Annotated in this window: 13 protein-coding genes; 10 read left to right on the plus strand and 3 right to left on the minus strand. The window is 63.6% G+C overall.

Features of this window, described 5'->3' with window-relative positions; all coding sequences use genetic code 11:
• Positions 1-2,412, minus strand: coding sequence for a nitric-oxide reductase large subunit (locus tag HMPREF2874_RS06730; RefSeq protein WP_070649605.1), 2,412 nt, complete (start codon positions 2,410-2,412; stop codon positions 1-3).
• Between the two features lie 610 nt (positions 2,413-3,022).
• Here HMPREF2874_RS06730 and HMPREF2874_RS06735 point away from each other — a divergent pair.
• From HMPREF2874_RS06735 to HMPREF2874_RS06765, 7 genes are all read left to right on the plus strand, one after another.
• Positions 3,023-3,703: a lysophospholipid acyltransferase family protein gene (locus HMPREF2874_RS06735; protein ID WP_049342848.1), complete on the plus strand. Its 681-nt coding sequence runs from the start codon at positions 3,023-3,025 to the stop codon at positions 3,701-3,703.
• 122 nt (positions 3,704-3,825) lie between these two features.
• Entirely contained in the window at positions 3,826-5,769 is a 1,944-nt protein-coding gene (gene uvrC / locus HMPREF2874_RS06740; RefSeq protein WP_070649607.1) for an excinuclease ABC subunit UvrC, read from the plus strand.
• Between the two features lie 188 nt (positions 5,770-5,957).
• A complete protein-coding gene (gene metK / locus HMPREF2874_RS06745; protein ID WP_070649609.1) occupies positions 5,958-7,163 on the plus strand; it encodes a methionine adenosyltransferase in 1,206 nt (401 codons plus the stop codon).
• 34 nt (positions 7,164-7,197) lie between these two features.
• Positions 7,198-9,606: a primosomal protein N' family DNA-binding protein gene (locus tag HMPREF2874_RS06750; protein ID WP_070649611.1), complete on the plus strand. Its 2,409-nt coding sequence runs from the start codon at positions 7,198-7,200 to the stop codon at positions 9,604-9,606.
• Between the two features lie 63 nt (positions 9,607-9,669).
• A complete protein-coding gene (locus HMPREF2874_RS06755; RefSeq protein WP_141754235.1) occupies positions 9,670-12,045 on the plus strand; it encodes an aconitase in 2,376 nt (791 codons plus the stop codon).
• 225 nt (positions 12,046-12,270) lie between these two features.
• Positions 12,271-12,522 carry a DNA mismatch repair protein gene (locus HMPREF2874_RS06760; protein ID WP_070649616.1) on the plus strand — a complete coding sequence of 84 codons (252 nt, stop codon included), beginning with the start codon at positions 12,271-12,273 and terminating at the stop codon, positions 12,520-12,522.
• 334 nt (positions 12,523-12,856) lie between these two features.
• Entirely contained in the window at positions 12,857-13,099 is a 243-nt protein-coding gene (locus tag HMPREF2874_RS06765; RefSeq protein ID WP_049334121.1) for a hypothetical protein, read from the plus strand.
• Between the two features lie 267 nt (positions 13,100-13,366).
• Here the strand turns inward: HMPREF2874_RS06765 and HMPREF2874_RS06770 are convergent, their stop codons facing one another.
• Both HMPREF2874_RS06770 and HMPREF2874_RS06775 read right to left on the minus strand, forming a co-directional pair.
• Entirely contained in the window at positions 13,367-14,494 is a 1,128-nt protein-coding gene (locus tag HMPREF2874_RS06770) for a glycosyltransferase family 4 protein (RefSeq protein ID WP_070649618.1), read from the minus strand.
• A gap of 9 nt (positions 14,495-14,503) precedes the next feature.
• Complete coding sequence (locus HMPREF2874_RS06775; protein WP_070649620.1) at positions 14,504-15,529, minus strand: alpha/beta fold hydrolase; 1,026 nt, start codon at positions 15,527-15,529, stop codon at positions 14,504-14,506.
• A 219-nt stretch (positions 15,530-15,748) separates the two neighbouring features.
• Between HMPREF2874_RS06775 and leuS the strand changes: the two genes are divergently transcribed.
• From leuS to gap, 3 genes are all read left to right on the plus strand, one after another.
• Positions 15,749-18,244 (plus strand): leucine--tRNA ligase, encoded by a 2,496-nt coding sequence (leuS, locus tag HMPREF2874_RS06780; RefSeq protein WP_070649622.1) that lies wholly within the window; start codon positions 15,749-15,751, stop codon positions 18,242-18,244.
• 178 nt (positions 18,245-18,422) lie between these two features.
• Positions 18,423-19,445: a DegV family protein gene (locus tag HMPREF2874_RS06785; protein WP_070649624.1), complete on the plus strand. Its 1,023-nt coding sequence runs from the start codon at positions 18,423-18,425 to the stop codon at positions 19,443-19,445.
• A 353-nt stretch (positions 19,446-19,798) separates the two neighbouring features.
• The gene (gene gap / locus HMPREF2874_RS06790; protein WP_070649626.1) at positions 19,799-20,803 is read left to right on the plus strand and encodes a type I glyceraldehyde-3-phosphate dehydrogenase; all 1,005 of its coding nucleotides are present in this window, start codon (positions 19,799-19,801) and stop codon (positions 20,801-20,803) included.
• Positions 20,804-20,958 lie beyond the last annotated feature (155 nt).

Raw genomic sequence — 20,958 nt, forward strand, 5'->3', positions numbered from 1 at the left:
TTAGCCTCGACGATCGCTACGGTAGGGGCTGGTCTGCTCGGGCAGCTCCTCAGCAGCCTTGGCACCGGCGAACTCGGCGATACGAGCGTCGTCAACCACCTCGTACAGCGGGGGCTCGGGCAACTCGAGGACGGTCTCCTTGGAGTTCTTGGAGAAAATCTCCTTGATACCCAGCCAAGCCAGCTTGATCAGCGGGAAGATGCCGACCAGGAAGATGACGTCACCGGGCATACGCATCCAACCCATCACGGCGGAAGCGCCGTCGTGGATGAACGCGAAGGAACGAGCCTCGTAGTAGCCTTCACCAACGGACTTGTACAGCTGAGCGATACCCAGCGGCAGCAGCGAGATGAAGGACATCCACAGCAGACCGATGTTCAGGGTCCAGAAGGAGAACTTCAGGCCCTTTTCAGGCCACTTGTTCTCGGGAACCAGGTAACGCAGACCGAAGACCGCGAACGCGATTGCGAGCATACCGTACACACCCATCATGGAGGCGTGTGCGTGGTTTGCGGTCAGTGCGGTACCGATTTCGAAGTAGGACACGATCGGCAGGTTGATGAGGAAGCCGAACACGCCTGCACCGAGGAAGTTCCAGAAGCCCACGGCGATCAGGAACATCACGGCCCAGCGGTGCGGGAAGGGCTTGGTGCGGTTGGAGTACTGGCGAGCACCCAGCTGCATGAAGCCCCATGCCTCAACGGTCAGGAAGGTCAGCGGGATAACCTCAGCTGCGGAGAAGAACGCACCGAATGCCATCTGCTCGGAGGGGGTACCGACGAAGTAGGTGTGGTGCAGGGTACCGACCACGCCACCGACGGAGTAGAGCACGGCGTCCATCATGATGATGGAGATAGCGATGCGCTCGCGGACAACGCCGAGCAGCACGAAGATGTACGCCACCATCACGGTGGTGAACAGCTCGAGGAAGTCCTCCACCCAGAGGTGAACCACCCAGAAGCGCCAGAACTCGGCGACCGACACGTGAGTGCGCTGGCCGGCGAGCAGGCCGACCGCGTAGAACATGGGGATGGCCAGGCCCGAGAACAGGAACAGCCAGGGGAGGGAGGTCTTCTTCGAGCCCTTCAGACGGGCGGTGAGGGTTCGTGCGACGATCACGATCCAGATGAACATGCCCACGATGAGCAGAATCTGGAAGAATCGCGGCAGGTCCAGGAACTCCCACTGCTGCGAGAAGATGGAGTTGGTGGGGACCAGACCCTTCTGCGAGAACCATTCGTTCAGCAGCGAGCCGAGCACCACGAAGACCACGGCACCGATGAGGACGTAGGTCAGCAGACCCTGCTTCTTGGGTTCGCGGCGGGTAATCAGCGGGGCGATGAAGATACCGCCCGCCAGGAACGCGCCTGCGGTCCAGAAGAGGGAGAGCTGCAGGTGCCAGGTTCGGGATACCGTGTAGGGCAGCAGCTGGCCCATATCGATTCCGAAGAAGCCGGTGAGTTCTTCACGGTAGTGCTCGGTGAGTGCACCCACCAGAGCCTGCAGGAGGAAGAGCACCAGGATGGTTGCGAAGAGCAGGCAGGCTGCCTTCTGCGAGGGGGTCAGGCGAACTTCGTCGGGCTGGCGGAAGTCGAGGACGGGTGCCTCTTCAGCGTGCCAACCGATGGAACGGGACCAGCGGCCGTAGATGGCGAACATCAGACCCGTACCACCGATGAGGGTAATCAGGGACAGCGCCGACCAGACCATGAGGTCTGCGGTGGGCTTGTTGTCAACGTTCGGCTCGGAGGGCCAGTTGTTGGTGTAGGAGTAGGGCTGATCGGGGCGGTCTGCCGCCGAGGCCCATGCGGTCCAACCGAAGAAGGCGACGAGGTCGTGCAGTTCTTCGTCGTTCTTAATGGCGTCGGGGAACAGGCCCTGCGAGGTGTCACCCTTCATCAGGGTGTCGCTGTAGTGCTTGAGCATGAGCTGGAAGCCCTTGGTCTGACCAGCGGACCAGGTCAGGGTCTTGGTCTGCTCATCGTACTTGTTCTCCTTGCGCCACTCGTTCTTGACGAGTTCGCGGGGGTCCTGCTTGCCCTGCTCACGATACTCCTTGATGGCGGCATCGGTGGTCAGGCGCAGGTACTCTGCAGTGTAGTCGGGGCCGAGGTAGGCACCGTGGCCGAGGACGGTTCCGTACTGCTGCAGGCCGCGTGCCTGGAAGAGTTCCTGACCATGCAGGATCTGTTCCTGGGTTGCGATTACTTTGCCGTCGTTGCCGACAATCTTGTCGGGCATCGGCATGGAGAGTGCGTAAGTGCGCATTGCGAGGACTGCCATGATGGTGAAGCCCAGGAGCATCACAAACGCAACAGCCTGTACCCAGCCCTTACCGGCATAGGCACCGACCGTGTCTGTGCGGCGGGCAATCTTAGCTGCCTCAGCACGCGAGACGGGTTTTGTAGCCATAGTGATATGTCTCCAGTGTGCGTGGATTTGCGGTTCGAATGGGACCGACGCACATCCGCTGGAGGGCGGCTCACTGGGTAGCGAATCGTCCGGAGAGGGAGGTGCGACAGCCCACCCTTACCCTATTTTTGCATATTAAATGCGCATTTATAAAACTTTGGTGACGAGGTGTCTCAATGTGACGCTGAGGTCACTCGGGGAGGATGCTCCCGGGGCGACAGTGCCCGTACATTCCGTTGTTGTTCCTCGTGTCTACCCTACCTCTACCCTACCAAAATTCACTTCGCGGCAAAAACAAAGGAAAGGCTTACACGCCGCAACCTTACATATCAACCGGCGGTAAACGCATTATTCCCGCAAAAGCCCGATGCACCCGCCGCAAAGCGCCGCCGAAGTAACCCTCCTGAACCCCGTTCGACCGGCCCCCGATAAACCCGAGAGGAACGGAGCTACGAGCGGCCCGGGGTATGGAATAATGAAATCGGTAACGGACGCCAGCGTCCCTTAACTAACACGGTACATACGCGCAGCGGGGGAGTAGCCTCCTTCTACACCGCGCACCCCACCGCCGGCCCGTCGTCCACCGTCGGTACAGCCTCCAGGAGTTCACATGAAGATTTATCAGGCATCCCAGAAAGCAGTCACCGGAATTCTGCGCACCGTTTTCCGCGCCCGCGTGACCGGTCTCGAGAACTTCCCCGCCACCGGCCCGGTGATTGTCGCCTCCAACCACCTCTCCTTCCTGGACTCCATCATTATTTCCGCCATGATGCCCCGCCGCGTGGCGTTCCTCGCCAAGGCCGAATACGTGAACACCCCCGGCCCGCGCGGCAAGATGATGAAAGCCTTCTTCGAAGCCGTGGACATCATCCCCGTGAACCGCTCCGACCGTTCCGAATCGCTCAAGGCCCTCGATATCGCCCTGGAGAAGCTGAACGAGGGCAAGGTCTTCGGTATCTACCCCGAGGGCACCCGCTCCCGCGACGGCTACCTCTACCGCGGCAAGATCGGTGTGGCCTGGCTGGCACACATGACCGGTGCGCCCGTCGTGCCCGTCGGCCTGATCGGCACCGACCGCCTGCAGAAGCCCGGCTCGAACATGATTTACCCGCGCCGCTTCACGATTCGCGTGGGCAAGCCGCTCTACTTTGAGAAGACCGGCGAGAAGATGAGCGGCAAGCAGCGCCGCGCCACCACCGACACGATTATGGATGAGATCGCCCAGCTGTCCGGCCAGGCGCGAAAGAACGAGTACAACGTTTCGCCCTCAGCCGCACGCGACGCCGGCTAAGCCTTCTTCCGGCGCGCACCGCGTAGACTTTAACCGCGCATCCACGCACGGCCCCGCACGCGGGGTCGGCGTAGGATGCGCGGTTTGTCGTATGTCCGCCCGCGCCCGAGGAGAAAGCACCCATGGCAGAGCCCTCCAGCTACCGTCCGGCCCCCGGAGAAATTCCCACCGACCCGGGCGTCTACCGGTTCCGTGACGCCGACGGACGCGTCATTTACGTGGGCAAGGCCAAGAATCTGCGCAACCGCCTCAACAGCTACTTCGCCTCGCCCGAGACGCTGCGACCCAAGACCTACGCGATGGTGCACACCGCCGCCAGCGTCGAGTGGACCGTGGTGGCCAGCGAGATGGAGTCCCTGCACCTGGAGTACACCTGGATTAAGGAGTACGCGCCGCGCTTCAACATCGCCTTCCGCGACGATAAGTCCTACCCGTACCTGGCCGTGACCGTCAACGACGTGTACCCGCGCGCTATGGTCACCCGCGGTGAGCGCCGCAAGGGCGTGCGCTACTTTGGCCCGTACTCGCAGGTGTGGGCCATCCGTGAAACTCTGGATGCCCTGCTGACCGTCTTCCCGGTGCGCACCTGCACGAACGGCGTGTTCCAGCGTGCCAAGAACAGCGGACGCCCCTGCCTACTCGGCTACATCGACAAATGCTCGGCGCCCTGCGTGGGCAAAATCAGCGCCGAAGACCACCGCGAACTGGCCCGCGGCCTGACCCGCTTCATGGGTGGAGGCGCCGAGAAGTACATCGAGCGGCTGACCAAGGAGATGAAGGAAGCCGCCGCCCAGATGGACTTTGAACGCGCCGCAGTGCTCCGCGACGACATTGCGGCACTCACCAAGGCTTTCGAGCGAAACGCCGTGGTGCTCGGCTCGACCGTGGATGCCGACCTCTTCGCCTACGTCGAGGATGACCTCGAGGCATCCGTTCAGGTGTTCTTCGTGCGCGGCGGCCGAATCCGAGGCCAGCGCGGCTGGATCGTGGAAAAGGTGGACGACAGCACCGACGCGCAGCTCATCGAGCAGCTGCTCACCCGCGTGTACAGCGATATCGCGGTCAGCCTGGCCGCCCAGAAGGGTAGCGGCACCGAAAGCCTGAACAGCTACGATATTCCGCGCTCCGTGCTCGTGCCGGTGGAGCCCGAGAACAAGGAACAGCTGGCATCCTGGCTTTCGGAGGTGCGTGGCGGCCCCGTGGAAATCGCCGTTCCGCAGCGCGGCGACAAGGCCGAACTCATGAAGACCGTCACCGAAAACGCCCGCCAGGCCCTCACCCTACACAAGAGCCGGCGCGCCGGTGACCTCACCACCCGCAGCGCCTCCCTCGTGGAGCTGCAGACGGCCCTTGAGCTTCCCGACCCGCTGCTGCGCATCGAATGTTACGACATTTCGCACGTGCAGGGTACGAACGTGGTCGCCTCCATGGTGGTCTTCGAAGACGGTATGCCCGCCAAGAAGGCCTACCGCACCTACAGCATCACCGGGGACGCCGCCCGCGACGATACCGCCAGTATGTACGACGTCATCACCCGCCGCTTCAAGCGGCACCTGGCCCAGCAGGCCGAGCGCGCCGAGGCGCCCACGCGCTCCGGGGAGATTGATGCCTCCACCCCCGAGCCTCAGACCTTTGCCTACCCGCCGAACCTCGTGCTCGTGGACGGCGGCCCGCCCCAGGTGGCCGCCGCATCCGCCGCTCTGAGCGATTTGGGTATTACCGATGTGTACGTGGCCGGAATCGCCAAGCGCCTGGAGGAGCTGTGGCTGCCGGATGACGACTACCCGGTCGTGCTCCCGCGCACCTCAGAGGCGCTGTACCTGGTGCAGCGCATCCGCGATGAGGCGCACCGCTTCGCCATCACCTTCCACCGCTCCAAGCGCGGCAAGGCCATGGTCGCCTCGGCTCTGGACGAGATACCCGGCCTGGGCGAGGTTAAGCGCGCCGCGCTCGTGAAGCATTTTGGTTCGGTGGCGCAGATTAAGCAGGCCACCGAGGAGGAGCTGACACAGGTGCCCGGCATCGGCCCGGCGCTTGCGCAGAAGATTCTGGCGGCGCTGGCTTAGCGCACCGATTGGGCCCCGCCGGTGGGCCTCTCGCGTGCGGGCTGCGCGTGACCGGCGTGCGAGGACCGGGGCGTGAACCCGCGAATGGGGCCCGTAATCGGCCGTCATAAACGTGTCATAATTGAAGGAAACCGTCATCATTACGAGCGCGCTACCTTTGCGTGCCCTCAACCAGTAGAGTGGAAACCGTGAGTACTAACCATCTACGCCTATTCACCAGCGAATCGGTGACTGAAGGCCATCCCGACAAAATTTGTGACCAGATTTCCGACGCAATCCTGGACGGCATTATCGCCCAGGATCCCGCAGCGAACGTTGCTGTGGAGACCATGGTGACCACCGGCCAGGTGCACGTCGCCGGTGAGGTAACCACCTCCAGCTACGTCGAGATTCCCTCCATCGTGCGTGAGACCATCCTCGATATCGGTTACGATTCCTCGACCCGCGGTTTCGACGGCGAGTTCTGCGGCGTCTCCGTCTCCATCGGCGAGCAGTCCCCGGACATTAACGCCGGCGTGTACGAGTCCCTCGAGGTTCGTCAGGGCATCGCCGCCGACGATTACGACCGCCAGGGCGCGGGCGACCAGGGCATCATGTTCGGTTACGCATCGAACGAGACCAACGTGCTGATGCCCGCCCCCATCTGGCTGGCACACCGCCTCTCCGAGCGCCTGACCAAGGTGCGCAAGGACGGCCTACTGACCGATCTGCGCCCCGACGGCAAGACCCAGGTGACCCTCGGCTACGACTCGAACAACGTGCCCGTATCCGTTGATACCGTGGTTGTTTCGAGCCAGCACACCGCCAGCTACGATCTGGCCGACCTGCGCGCCGATATTGAGAAGCATGTGATTGCCCCCGTGCTCAGCTCCGTGGACCTGGATTCCTCCAACACCAAGTTCATCGTCAACCCCGCCGGCCGCTTCGTGCAGGGTGGCCCCGTCGGTGACGCTGGCCTGACCGGCCGCAAGATCATCGTTGACACCTACGGCGGTTCCGCACGCCACGGTGGCGGTGCGTTCTCCGGTAAGGACCCCTCGAAGGTGGACCGTTCCGCAGCCTACGCTATGCGCTGGGTCGCCAAGAACATCGTGGGCGCCGGCCTCGCCGATCGCGCCGAGGTTCAGGTGGCGTACGCCATCGGCCAGGCAGCACCCGTTGGCCTGTACATCGAGACCTTCGGCACCGAGAAGGTTGACCCGCTGAAGATTGAGCGCGCCGTGCGCGAGGTCTTTGACCTGCGCCCGCTGGCCATCATTAACGATTTGGACCTGCGCCGCCCCATCTACCGCAAGACCGCGGCTCACGGTCACTTTGGCCGCACCGAGCCGGAGTTCACCTGGGAGCGCCTCAACCGCGTGGATGCACTGCGCTCGGCAGTGTCCTCCTCCTAGAACGAATTCAGCGAACGAGAGCACGATAGCGCGCGTGAGTCAGAACCGTTCTGATGAACCGAAGGTACCCGCGGGTACCCAGCAGGAATCCCTGCAACAGCTTGACCTGTTGCAGGGATTTCCTGCTCTTCGTGATGCCCTGATTCCCGCGACGCCCGAGCCGGTCAGCGTGGCCGCCGAGTTGCGGGCCAGCGGCGTGGTGAACCCCGTGGCGCGCGTGCGTGTGGATAGCACCCTGCCGCAGGTGGACCGCACCTTCGACTATCGCGTGCCCGCCGAGATGAGCGAGGATGCGGTGCCCGGCGCCCGCGTGCGCGTCATGTTCAACGGGCACGAGATGAGCGGTTACATTGAGGAGCGCGCGGCCACGACCGATTGGACGCGGTCCTCGCTTGCCCCGCTCAAGGGGGTGCTCTCGCGTGTGCCGGTGGTGGCGCCCGAGATTTTCAGCGTGGCGGAAGCGCTGGCCGATCGCTACGCCTCCACGGTGGCGAACGTGTTGCGCCTGGCGGTTCCTCCGCGCGTGGCCGCCCTGGATAAGAAGTACGCTCCGTTCCTGCCGGGTTACGAGCCTTCCCAGGTGGGACCTCAAGCTCCGGTTGAGGGCGAATCTGCCGGTAACCCTTCGATTGAAGGTGAGGGTTGCGAATCTCAGGTTCAGGCTGAGGGTGAATTGGCTAAAAACTCTTTGACCGGCGGAAATAGTACTGAGACCGACCCCTACGCCTGGCTCGCTACCCCCGGCGCACCCGCGCCCTTCACCCTTGAGCCTCCCGCCCCGCTGGAGGACGCACCCGATGCCGCCGCGGTCTTCTCCGATTACGAAAACGGCCCCGAATTTATCGAGGACGTGGCCGCCGGCGTCGCGAGCCGCGCCGTCATGACCGTGCTTCCCGGCCACCTGGAACACACCTGGGCCGATGTGCTCGCCGTGGCCCTGGCCACCGCGGCAACCTCCGGGCGGGGCGCCATCGCCGTGGTTCCCACCGCCAAGAGCCTCGACCTGCTGGAGAGCGCCCTCGCGCGGGTGCTTCCCACCGATTCCTACGCACGCCTGAGCGCCGATTCGGGCCCGCACGCGCGCTACCACGGGTTCCTCAAGGCCCGCCTGGGTCGCGTGCCCGTCGTCATCGGAACCCGCGCGGCCGCCTACGCCCCGGTCGCTAACCTGGGCCTGGTCGTCTGCTGGGACGACGGCGACTCGTCGCTGCTCGAACAGCGCGCCCCCTATTGCCACGCCCGCGACGTGCTACTGTTGCGCGCCTCAGCGGAGAACGCCGCGGCGCTCTTCGCAGGGTTCACGATGAGTAGCGAGGCGGCACGCCTGGTACGCACCCGCTGGGCCACCTACCTGCGGGCTCCTCGCTCGCTCGTGCGTGAGTATTCGCCGCGCATCTTCTCGACCGGTTCGGAGTACGAGCTGGCTCGCGACCCGCTGGCTGCTGTGGCGCGCATCCCGCACCTTGCCTTCGAGCACGCCCGCCGCGCCCTGTCCCGAGGCCCGGTGCTCGTGCAGGTGGCCCGCAGTGGTTACGTGCCCTCGTTCTCGTGCGCGCGGTGCCGCATGCCAGCCCGATGCACCGTGTGCAGCGGCCCGCTTTCGTTGGCTTCCGGTTCCTCGGTGCCCTCCTGTGCGTGGTGCGGCCATCTGGCCCAGCAGTGGCGGTGCCCCGAATGTGGGTTTAACCGCTGGCGTTCCTCGACGGTGGGAGCGATGCGCACGGCCGAGGAGCTGGGCCGGGCCTTCCCGAACGTTCCGGTGATTTCCTCCTCGGGCGATCACGTGCGCGCGACGGTCGGCCCGGAACCGGCCCTGGTCGTGGCGACTCCCGGGGCTGAGCCCGTGGCTTTCGGTGGTTACGCGGCGGCCCTGCTTCTGGACGCCGATAAGATGCTCTACTTCGATTCTCTGCGCGCCCCCGAGGCCGCCCTGCGTCGTTGGCTTAACGCGGCGGCCCTGGTGCGTCCGGCGGCGCTGGAGGGGACCGTAGTGACGACCGCCTCGCCCTCGCCCGTGGAGCAGGCCCTCATCCGCTGGGATCCGGCCTGGTTCGCTCGTGAGGAGCTGGAGGAGCGTTCCCAGACGGGCTTGCCTCCGGCGGTGCGCACGGCCGCGGTAACCGGCGCGGAGGCTGACGTGCGCTCCTTTATGGAAATCTTCCTGGGTTCTTCGGCCCTACCCGAGTCTGTGCGCGAGCAATCGCGGGTGGTCGGTCCGGTTCCGCTGGACCACGGCTATCTCGCCTGGTCCGAAACCCTGGAGAATGATCCGGAGGAATCCCCGGTGCGCGGGGATTGGCGCGCCCTGATCTTCTTCTCCTACGGTATTGCCCAGCAGGTGACGCACGAGTTACGCGCCACGCGCGCCACGATGGCCGCCCTCAAGAAAACCGTGGGGGAGCGGCCCGTCCAGGTGCGTTGTGACGGCTTGGACGTGCTTTAAAACCCACAGTCTTGCGGATTTATCTGCAGAAAACGCAGAGGTACAGTGCAGAAAGGGGGCGTCGTGGATCGCCAATTGGTGAAGGGCAGTTCCCTGCCCTCGGACGAGCAGCGGACCCTGCTGGGGTATGCTTCCCGGCACCCCGAGAGCACCCTGCACAGTACGGGGCGCCGGCACGACGCCGCGGTTCTGCTGATTCACGGCATCGGGTACCAGAACTTCGGTGAGACCCTGGACTACTTCGGCAAGCCGGTGGCGCACAGCCTGAAGACGCTGGCCACGATGGCGAGCGCGACCGCATCCGATACCGGTTCCGATGCCGCGGACAGCCCCGAGGAGGCGACCCGGGGGAGCGTCACGCTCATCCCCGACGGCGATACTCAGCCGCCATCGGGGGAGGTGACCCCGCATAGCGAGCACCGCGAGCTGAGCTACGCGCTCACGCTGGAGTACGTGCAGGCCCCCGAGGCTCCAGAAACCCCCGAAACTCTCGAAGTTTCCGAATCTACCGAAGTACCCGAGTCCCCGGAGGACCGGGAAGCCGTCGACGAGCCGAGCGCCTCGTCGTTGCAGGCGCGTATCTCGGAGGGGCTGCGCGCTCAGGAACGACGCCTGCAGGAGCGCCTCAGCGCCTCGCATTCGAGCCGTCCGGAACATCCGGAGCGTTCGGTGGTGCGTCGCAGCATCCTCCTTCAGGAGGGGTTCTGGCGCCCGAAGCACTATCGTCCCCTCAGAGATCACCTGCCCTGGCTGGTCTCGGTGCTGCCGCTTTTCCTCATGTTCTGTCTCTACTACGAGCGTCCGGGCCGAACCTGGACCGATCGCGCCGGGCAGCTGCTCCGGTCGGTAGCGCGTTTTGTGAACGTGGCCGGGTGGCTTGTACTGGCGGTGGTGACGATCGTGACGATGCGCGACGCCTTTGTTGCTTCCCTGAGCACGAGCCGCGGTCTGCTGACGGCGCTGGTGGCCGTGCTCAGCCTGGGTATTTTGGGTTGGGCTTTGGCTCGCCGTGCCCGCGAGCTGTGGGCGCTGGTGAAGGCGATTCCCACGCAGCTGATTCAGACGGCGACCAGCCCTGAGTCTCGGGATTTGGAGCGCATCTACGCGCGTTTGGACCGTCAGCTGGATCTGCTGGCGGCCCGTAGTGATGCCCCGGGTATTATTGCCCATTCGCAGGGCGGGTACCTGGGGTATGAGCTGCTGCGTCGCCGTGCGAAGGCCGGAAAGAAACCCCTGCGTTTCTTCTACGGGCTGGGTAACGGTGTGGTGCCGATCAGTATCATCGCCAGTGACCGCAACGACGTTCCCGCTCCGCTCGATAGCTCCGGCGGGTTCCGCAACCGCCTGACCCTGCTGGCCCTCGGAGCGGTAGCTGGGTTCGCCTGGGTTCAGGAGGCCCTGCTTCTGGTTGGCCCCTACGCATCACTGCTGCGCCACATGATGCTGATTCCGTTGACGCTGGGCGCGGCCACGGTTGTCTTCGCCGTGCTCTCGGCGCTGAAGGGCCGGGGCCGCATTGCGCAGGAGACGGGGGCGATCCCTGCCCTCTGGAATGTCTACGGCACACGTTCCCTGATTAAGTGGCTTATCCCGACGCTCTTTGTGAACGGGGTATTCATGATGTTTACCTCCCTCATGCTGGTGCTTGCCTACCTGAGCGGTGAAGCGAGGGTTCCTGCGCCCACCGCATTGGGCGTGGCGTTCTGGTGCGTCGTGATGCTGGCGATAGTCGTATCGGTGCGTAGCTGCTGTCACCTGTTCGTGCGCGCCTATGCGCCCTCGCTGCACGAGATGAACGTGGCGGATCACTGTGAGATTGCGGCGCGCGGCGATAGCATCGGGCGTTCGAACATTACGCAGCCGACCGATGTGAAGGTTACCTTCGCGACCCTGCCGGGGCCTTCGGTGAGTAGCCACATGCAGTATTTTGACGCCAGTTCACCGGTTCCGCTCATGCTGTCGCGCCGTTTGCTGCCGCACGTTCTACCGGCCGACACGCACCTGCTGGAGGGCGTGAACGATATCGGCGCCGAGCTCAACCGTGCCTTTGCCCGAGCTAAAAGGGTTGCGCGTGCGGTGCACTACGGCCTGTATGCGGGGTTGACCGCGCTGTTTGTGCTGCTGCTGAATGCGGCGTCGCTTCTGCACGTTTCGGCGCAGGCCGGGCTGGATGTGCCGGTCCTGGACTCCGCGGGGTTTGAGTGGGCGGTGGCCGCGGCCCGGTACCTGCGTGAGCAGGTGGATTCGCCCGGCGGCGGCCTCGCTTTGCTGGCGATTCTGTTCGCGGTGGAGGTGCTGCTCGTGGTGGTGCTGTCTCCTGCGACTCAGCGTCGGTTCCAACGGTTCATGGTGACGAAGATTGATCGCACTCTGGCGCGAGAGAGCGTCGCCGGGGGAGTCGTCGATGAGGCGAGCGCGCCTCGGCCCGATGCGGGTTAGGGTAGCGCCGCGTTGGGGCTACCCCCACAATCCGTGCACCAATGTGCATCTAATGGCTCATAGCTGAATCTTTGAGGTCCCAACTGGTTTAGCCGTCGTATTCACGGTAATATATTCGGCACCGCGGGCACTTTTTCGGCGCTTGTCGAGAGGGTATCGGCGGTATCTATCACTCAACTTCGCGTACGCCTCACAACCGTGCGCACCAACGAAAGATGAATACTGGTGACTCAGACTATGATCACCCCCGCATACGAACCTGCATGCGGCGGGTCTGCTTCTGTACACAATAACGGCGTCATGCACCCTGACCCCGTTTTGCTTGCCGATATGACCGTTGCGGAACGAGGAGCTGTTTACCGCTACCTGGCGCGTTTCGCGGAGCTGGACGACGCAAAGATTTTCTACGCGTACGGCCACGCCTATGAGCTGGCCCGTAGGGACGCCGAGCGCGGCCTCTGCGCAAGCGTGGCGTAGCCTGCATCATTAGAGCTTTAGGAAATGCTGTTGCACTCTTGACGAGTGCGGCGGCATTTCTTTTTAAGCTTCTAACGGTGGACTCAAACGGTGGGGAAAAACCGGCGGTCGTCTGCCGCCATTATGCCCCCTGATTTCCGCCTGACAACCGCGGACGTGTCCATTATGAGGTTGTTCCCTAGCGGTTCTTGAACATTGATTGGCTCTTGGGTACTTTAGAGGTATCACAACCACCACCGCGAAGAGGCATCCGGTTATCGCTGCGAACCTATTCGCCGTGTTACTCCGCGTGGCGTTTGCACTGTAGCGACGCCCTGACGAAAGGCCCTCGACGATGAGCCCGGCATACGATTACGAACCCGGATTCGGCGATTCCGCTCCCGAGCGTAGCAACGGTATCACCCACCCCAACCCCGAACTGCTTTCGGCCATGACGATGGCCCAGCGCGGTGCGGTCTGCCGCTACCTGGCGCGTTTCGCTGAGCTGGATGACGCGAAGATTATTTACGCCTACACCCACGTCAACGATTTGGTGGCAAAAGAAGAGGCCCGCACCGGTAGCTTTACCGCGGTCTAGCGGGTTTCCGTGGTTTGATTTCGGAGCGGTTCGCTACACACTTCCTCCGCGCCTACGCAGGGAACCCGCCCTCGCAGAGCTCGGGCACCCTGAGGGCGCTTCCGGAAGGTGTAGCCTCGCCGCCCCCGTATTAGGGCACGGGTCACCCGGCAACCACAAACCAAATATGAGAATGCCGCCGCACCCTCCCGAGAACCGGGGGAGTGCGGCGACATTTCTGCGCCTAACACCGTAATTTAGCGCCGCGTCGTATAAACCGCGCACGCTTTAGAGCCCGCGCACGACCTTCAGCAGCTTGAGCGCCGAGTCGCGCCAGGAGTAGCGGCGCACATCCGACAGGCCATCAATAATGACGCGCTCGCGCACGGCCGGATCCTCCAGGGAACGGATTGCCTTGACCCAGTCGGCGGTGTGCGCCTCCGGGGCACCGTCCACCGGTGCGAACACGGCGTGCGGCGCAATCTCACGGAAAATCGGGATGTCACTAATCACAGCGGGGCAACCGGCAGCCTGAGCCTCGACCACGGGCAGGCCGTAACCCTCCTCGCGGGAGGCAGTCACCAGGGCGTGCGCCCGGCGGAGCAGCTGCTGGTACTCCTCATCGCTCACGCCGTTGTGCACCTCCACGTTCTCACCGATAAGGCGCTCGTCGGTGAGCTGCACCAGGCGCTGCGGCGGCATCTTCGACAGCAGGTGCAGGCGGTAATCCGGCAGGGAACGCATCGCCAGCAGCAGGGTTTCCACGTTCTTGTACGGCATGAATGACCCCATGTATACCAGGTGCTTGACGGGCTGCTCTTCGCGGGTGGTGGCGCGCTCCAGGGCGGTCTGGCGCGAGACCACGCTGCCGGGCTGCGGGGCGTTGGGCACCACGAACAGCGGCTTGGTGGTCAGCTCGTGCTCACGAATCAGCGAGGCGGTCGACTCAGAAACCGTCACGACCGCGTCGCCGTGATTGAGCAGAAAACGCTGCGGGGTGTAGGTCTTGTGGAAGAGCCGCCAACCCACGCGCACCGGCGCGGGCAGGAACCCGGGCGGGGTCGGGTGCGAATAGTAGATCAGGTCGTGCAGGGTGAGAATCAGCTTGAACTTGCGTCCGGTGGAGCCGATGGTCTGCATGGGGGAGAACACCACATCCGGCGCGTACTTGTTCAGCTGCAGCGCGGCGGTCGGCTCGAGCGGGCCGGTGGGCGAGCAGATTTTCACGTGCGGCAGGTCGGGCAGCATGTCCAGCTGACGCTCATCGCTAATAATCATGGTGAGGTCGAGGTCGGCGGCGGCCTCGTCGCCGGAGTCGATGAGGGTCTTGAGCGCGTCCAGCAGAGAGGCGGTGTAGCGGCTGATGCCGTCGTGGAAGCCGATACGGGTGTATCGGGCGTCAACCATGAGTTTCATGTTGGTTCCTTACTTCTCGTTCCCTGAGTGGTCGGCGGCGAAATCGGCGATGAGTTCCGCGGCGCGGCGAGGGGTTTCGTAGTGGATGAGGTGCCCGACTTCGGGGATCATGTCCAGGCGCTCGCGGGCGCCGGTCGTAGAGTCGGGCAGGTCGCGGGAGGTGAGCGTCGCGTACATGGCGCGGGCCGTTTCGGGGGTGCCCAGGTCGTCGTCTTCGGCGACGAGCATCTGCACCGGAACTCGGATTGCGGCGGCGTACTCGGCGGCGGTGTGTGCAATGGACGCCTCGTAGGCGCTGAGCACCCCGCGGCGCGAGCCGAAGGAGCCGAAGTAGGCGGCGTGCTGGCCGTTGATGAAGCGGCGCATCGCCCTATCTTTGGTGCGCATCATGACCTCGCTGGAGAGGCGGGTGATCAGCTGGGAACGCAGCAGCGGGTAGCCAATCTTTTCGGGTAGCGCCGCGCCGGCGCGGTAGTAGAGCGAGGCCAGGCGTGAGGTGACGCGCTGACGCCCCTCCAGGGCGGGTTCGCTGATGGGGTTGATAAGCGAGAGTAGCGCGAGTGAGTTCGGGTGTGCGGCGGCGAAGGCGCTGGTGACGATGGAGCCGAAAGAGTGGCCGACCACGTGCAGCGGCAGTCCGAGCGGGTTGGTGTGCTCCACAAAATCCTGCAACCAGGCCACGTACGCGTCGATGCTGTCCTCGCCCGGGGCGCTTTCGGGCAGGTCACCGGAGCGGCCGAAGCCGGGCAGGTCGGGGCTGATGATGCTGACGTTCGGGATGAGCTTCAGCAGGTAGTTCGCGATGATTTCGAGGCCGTGGTGGTCACCGCGGAAACCGTGCACGAGTAGCACGGGGTAGCACCCCTCGGGGAAGCTTCCGGAGCCCATGCCCTCGCCGTACTGCCAGTAGCGGGTCGTGACCGCCTGCGCATCCGCGCCGATGCGCGCCTCGTGACCGGTGCCGGGGATGAGCGGGCCGGGTACGCCCTCGAGAACCGAGGCGCTGGGGGAGTTCGAGGGAACGGTGGAGGTCATGGGTACCTTTCACGGGGTCGGGTGCGGGGAGGGGAGAGTCCCACCCCTAATTTTAGGCGAGAAGCCTGAAAAGCCCCTGGAGGGTGGTGTGTGCCGAGACCCTCGCGCATCCTCGGCTCGTCCACGGACTAATCAGTGCGGGCCCGGATCCATCCCGTCGCCGCTTTCGCGTTACACTTGGAGGGTTAAGTTTTGATCAACCGTCTTTAAGGAATCGCTGTGTCTGCTCAGGTAGAGACCGAACGCACCGAGAATGCGTACGACTTCCGCGCTATGGAAGCCAAGTGGCGCCCCTACTGGGACGAAACGAAGGTTTTCCAGCCCACCGGTCACGCACCCAAGGGCCGCAAGTATGTTCTGGATATGTTCCCCTACCCCTCCGGTGACCTGCACATGGGTCACGCGGAGGCATTCGCCATTGGTGACATGAATGCCCGCTACTACAAGCAGTGCGGCTACGACGTTCTGCACCCGATTGGCTGGGACTCCTTCGGCCTGCCGGCAGAGAACGCAGCCATTAAGAACGACACTCACCCCAAGGAGTGGACGTACAAGAACATCGACACCCAGGCCGAGTCGTTCAAGCGTTACGCCATTGCCGCTGACTGGAGCCGCCGCCTGCACACCTCGGACCCCGAGTACTACAAGTGGACCCAGTGGTTCTTCGAGCAGTTCTATAAGAAGGGTCTGGCGTACCGCAAGGACTCCATGGTCAACTGGTGCCCCAAGGACCAGACCGTGCTCGCTAATGAGCAGGTCGTCAACGGTGCCTGCGAGCGCTGCGGCACCACCGTGACCAAGAAGGCCCTGAACCAGTGGTACTTCAAGATCACCGACTACGCCCAGCAGCTGCTGGACGACATGGAGCAGCTGGAGGGCAAGTGGCCCGACCGCGTGCTGCTCATGCAGCGCAACTGGATTGGCCGCTCCGAGGGTGCCGAGGTGCGCTTCGAGATTGAGGCCACCGAGGATCAGGCCGCCGAATCCTTCACCGTGTTCACCACCCGCCCCGACACCCTGTACGGTGCCACCTTCATCGTGGTCGCTGCGGATGCGGCGTTCGCCGAGCAGATCGTGGCACCCGAGCAGAAGGCCGCCCTGGAACAGTACCGCGAGGACATTAAGGCGCTGAGCGATATCGATCGCCAGTCCTCCGAGCGCGAGAAGACCGGCGTGTTCACCGGCCGCTACGCGATTAACCCGCTGACCGGCGCGAAGCTGCCCGTGTGGGCTTCCGACTACGTGCTGGCCGACTACGGTACCGGTGCGATTATGGCCGTGCCCGCGCACGACCAGCGCGACCTGGACTTCGCCCTGAAGTTTGACCTGCCCGTCGTGAAGGTTCTGGATGTTGAGGGCGCCGAGGATCCGGCCACCAGCGGTGTTGCTACCGCCGGTGACGGCGTGCTCGTGAACTCTGGCGAGCTGACCGGCCTGCCCAAGGCTGAGGCGATTGCCAAGGCCATCGAGCTGGTGGAGGCCGCCGGCACCGGTGAGGGCAAGGTTATCTACCGCCTGCGCGACTGGCTGCTCTCCCGCCAGCGCTTCTGGGGTACCCCCATCCCCGTGATTCACTGTGAGGACTGCGGCGAGGTGCTCGTTCCCGAGGATCAGCTGCCGGTTCTGCTGCCCGATAACCTGCGTGGTGAGCAGCTGGCTCCCAAGGGCCAGTCGCCCCTGGCCGCCGCCGATGACTGGGCTATCGTGCCCTGTCCGAAGTGCGGCAAGCAGGCTCGCCGTGACTCGGACACCATGGACACCTTCGTGGACTCCTCCTGGTACTTCCTGCGTTACGTTTCCCCGCATGACGACCAGGCTCCCTTCGACCCGCAGGCCATGCGCGAGTGGGGTGCCGTCGACATGTACGTGGGCGGCGTGGAGCACGCAATTCTGCACCTGCTGTACGCGCGCTTCTTCACCAAGGTTGTTCGCGACCTGGGCCTGATTCAGCACGATGAGCCCTTCAAGGCGCTCATGAACCAGGGCCAGGTGCTCAACGGCGGCAAGGCAATGTCCAAGTCGCTGGGTAACGGCGTGAACCTGGGCGAGCAGCTCGATAAGTTCGGTGTGGATGCAATCCGCACCACCATGATTTTCGCGTCCCCGCCCGAGGATGACGTGGACTGGGCCGACGTTTCCCCCGCCGGCTCGCAGAAGTTCCTGGCTCGCGCCTGGCGCGTGGCTCAGGACGTCACCAGCGAATCCGGCGTGGACGCAACCACCGGTGACCTGGAGCTGCAGAAGCTGATTGCGCGTACCGTGCACGAGGTGCAGGGCCTGATTGAGGGCGGCAAGTTCAACGTGGTTGTTGCGAAGACCATGGAGCTCGTCAACGCTACCCGCAAGGCCATCGATTCCGGTGCCGGCGCGGCCGACCCGGCCGTCCGCAAGGCCGCCGAGACCATCGCCATCCTGCTCTCGCTGTACGCACCGTACACCGCCGAGGACATGTGGCACGTGCTTGGCCACGACACCCCGGTGCTGACCGCGGGCTTCCCCGAGGTTGACCCGGCCCTGCTGGTGGACGACACCGTTACCGCCATCGTCCAGATTAAGGGCAAGGTGAAGGCTCGCCTGGAGGTCGCCAAGGATATCTCCGAGCAGGAGCTTCAGGAGCTGGCCCTGGCCGATGCCGCCGTTCAGCGTTCGATTGGTGACGCCGAGATCCGCAAGGTGATTGTGCGCGCACCGAAGCTCGTGAACATCGTGATCTAGGCTTTTGGCCGATATGCAAGCCCCGCTGTGCCTTTCGGTTCGTTCTGCGGAACGTTCCGAAAGGCACGGTGGGGCTTTGCTGTACTGCGGTAGTGATGAGTGCCATAATGTTCAGGAAACGCTAGGAGAGGCTTTGTCGCTGAATCATTCACTGACGAACCGGAAGAAGGGCCGGAATATGGGGCACGAGAACAACGCAAAGGATCGCATTGCCGTGGTTACCGATAGCGCCGCGGCACTGCATCCGGAGCTGGTGGAGCGGCTGAGCGCTCGCGGGAACTTTGTCGTGGTGCCCATGCCCGTTACGATTCGCACCCCCGGTGCGGAGGACCGTAGCTTGCAGGGCCTCGGCGCCGCCGAGGTGGACGAAGCCATCATGCTGGCGCACGTCATGGGGCAGACCGTGAGCACTTCCGGCCCGGCTCCTGGCGCGTTTGCTGACGTGTACGACGAGCTGGCGTCGCGCGGCTTTACGCACGTGGTGTCGGTTCACCTCTCCGGCGAGCTCTCGGGCACGGTGGAGTCCGCGCGTACCGGCGCGCGCCTGAGCCGCCTGGGCGCCGAGGGTGTGAGCGTGGTGGATAGCCGCACGGTGGCCGGCGCCTACGGGTATGCGGTGCTTCGCGCCCTTGATCTGTTGGAGGAGGGCCCGAACCCCGAGCGGGTCGTGGAGTGTGTGCGGCGGGTGTGCGAGCGCGCGACCCTGTACTTTTACATTCCCACCCTGGATGCGCTGCGCCGCGGGGGTCGTGTTTCCCCGGCGCTGGCGATGGTGGGGCAGATGTTCCAGATTAAGCCCATTGGCACGATTTCCCAGGGGAAGCTCACCTACGTGGAGCGGCCCCGTACAGCCGCGCGCGCCCTGGATCGGCTCGTGGAACTGACGGTGCAGGCCTGCCGCGAGCACCGTCATGCCGCCGCTCTCGACGCTTCGACGGATGCGACCCCGGGTAGCGATACGCCCGGTGAGGTGGTCGCGGTGCATCACGTGGGTAATGCGGCGCAGGCGGTGCAGCTGTACGAGCGGGTGCAGCGTCTGCTGGGTGAGGGCTCGCTGAGTCATTCCGCGGGTGCGCCCACCGATTCTGCCTCGGGTGAGGGTTCTGTGGCGCTAAACATACCCGAGTTTTTGGTGAGTTCTCTGCCCCCGGTGCTTTCGGCCCATTCGGGGTTGGGAGCGGTTGCGATGGTCGTGTATTAGCGGTTGAAAGGGTAGTTTGCACCCTCTCATCGTGCCTTGATACGGCGGGGTTTTTCTGCGAATGGGCATCGTGTGTATTTATTGTTATTTAGACTATATCGCAACATTTTCTCGGGGTGAACACCACGTAAACCAACAGAAAACAAAGGGTTTTTCGCCTATTTTATGGGGTAACTCACAAAAAATTCTCGAATGAGCACACCAAAACACACACAAACTAGGGTAGGATTATTACCAACAACGGCGGAACGCGCCGGGCACCACAGAGCCCGGAATGATTCGGTAAGCATAATGCCCACAAGGCATCGAATTGGGCGGGTCGCCACCCAACGCACTGACAAGGAGATACTCCAGTGACTGTACGCGTAGCAATCAACGGCTTCGGCCGCATCGGCCGCACCTTCTTCCGCGCAGCTCAGCAGGAAGGCGTCGGCTTCGAGATCGTCGCTATCAACGACCTCACCGACGTTGAGACCCTGGCACACCTGCTCAAGTACGACTCGATCATGGGTCGCTTCGGCGAAGAGGTTGAGGTCAAGGAAGGCGCACTGGTTGTTGGCGGCAAGGAAATCAAGATCCTCGCCGAGCGCGACCCCCAGAACCTCCCCTGGAAGGACCTGGGCGTTGACGTGGTCCTCGAGTCCACCGGTTTCTTCACCGACGGCACCAAGGCAAAGGCACACCTCGAGGCCGGCGCTAAGAAGGTTATCCTCTCCGCTCCCGGTAAGAACATCGACGGCACCTTCGTCATGGGCGTGAACGACGACCAGTACGATGCAGCTAACCACCACATCGTCTCCAACGCTTCCTGCACCACCAACTGCCTCGCTCCGATGGCTAAGGTCCTGAACGACGCATTCGGCATCAAGCAGGGTCTGATGACCACCATCCACGCATACACCGCTGACCAGCGTCTGCAGGATGCACCCCACCGCGACCTGCGCCGTGCACGCGCCGCAGCCGTGAACATGGTCCCCACCTCCACCGGTGCAGCAGCAGCTGTTGGCCTGGTTCTGCCCGAGCTGAAGGGTAAGCTGGACGGCTTCGCAGTCCGCGTTCCCACCATCACCGGCTCCATCACCGACCTGACCTTCACCGCTGAGCGCGAGGTCACCGTTGAGGAAGTCAACGCAGCGGTCAAGGCAGCAGCTGAGGGCCCCATGAAGGGCATCATCAAGTACAACGAGGATCCCATCGTGTCCAAGGATATCGAGGGTGAGCCCATCTCCACCGTCTTCGACGCACCGCTGACCAAGGTCATCGGCGACCAGGTGAAGGTTATCGCTTGGTACGACAACGAGTACGGCTACGTTTCCCGCCTCGTGAAGTTCACCAACAAGGTTGTGGCTTCCCTCTAAGCCTTCTGGGCTTCGACGCATAGCTAAGCGTCATAGAGCGTGACTAACGCATATAGTGAACCCCGGCACCACCGCTTTACGCGGGGGAGTCGGGGTTTGCTGTACCAAGACTCTTGTGCAGGGGTCTTGAATAAAACCCTTAATGATGTATAAAC

This window comes from Rothia sp. HMSC068F09 (assembly GCF_001812775.1).
GTDB classification, from domain to species: Bacteria; Actinomycetota; Actinomycetes; order Actinomycetales; family Micrococcaceae; genus Rothia; species Rothia mucilaginosa_A.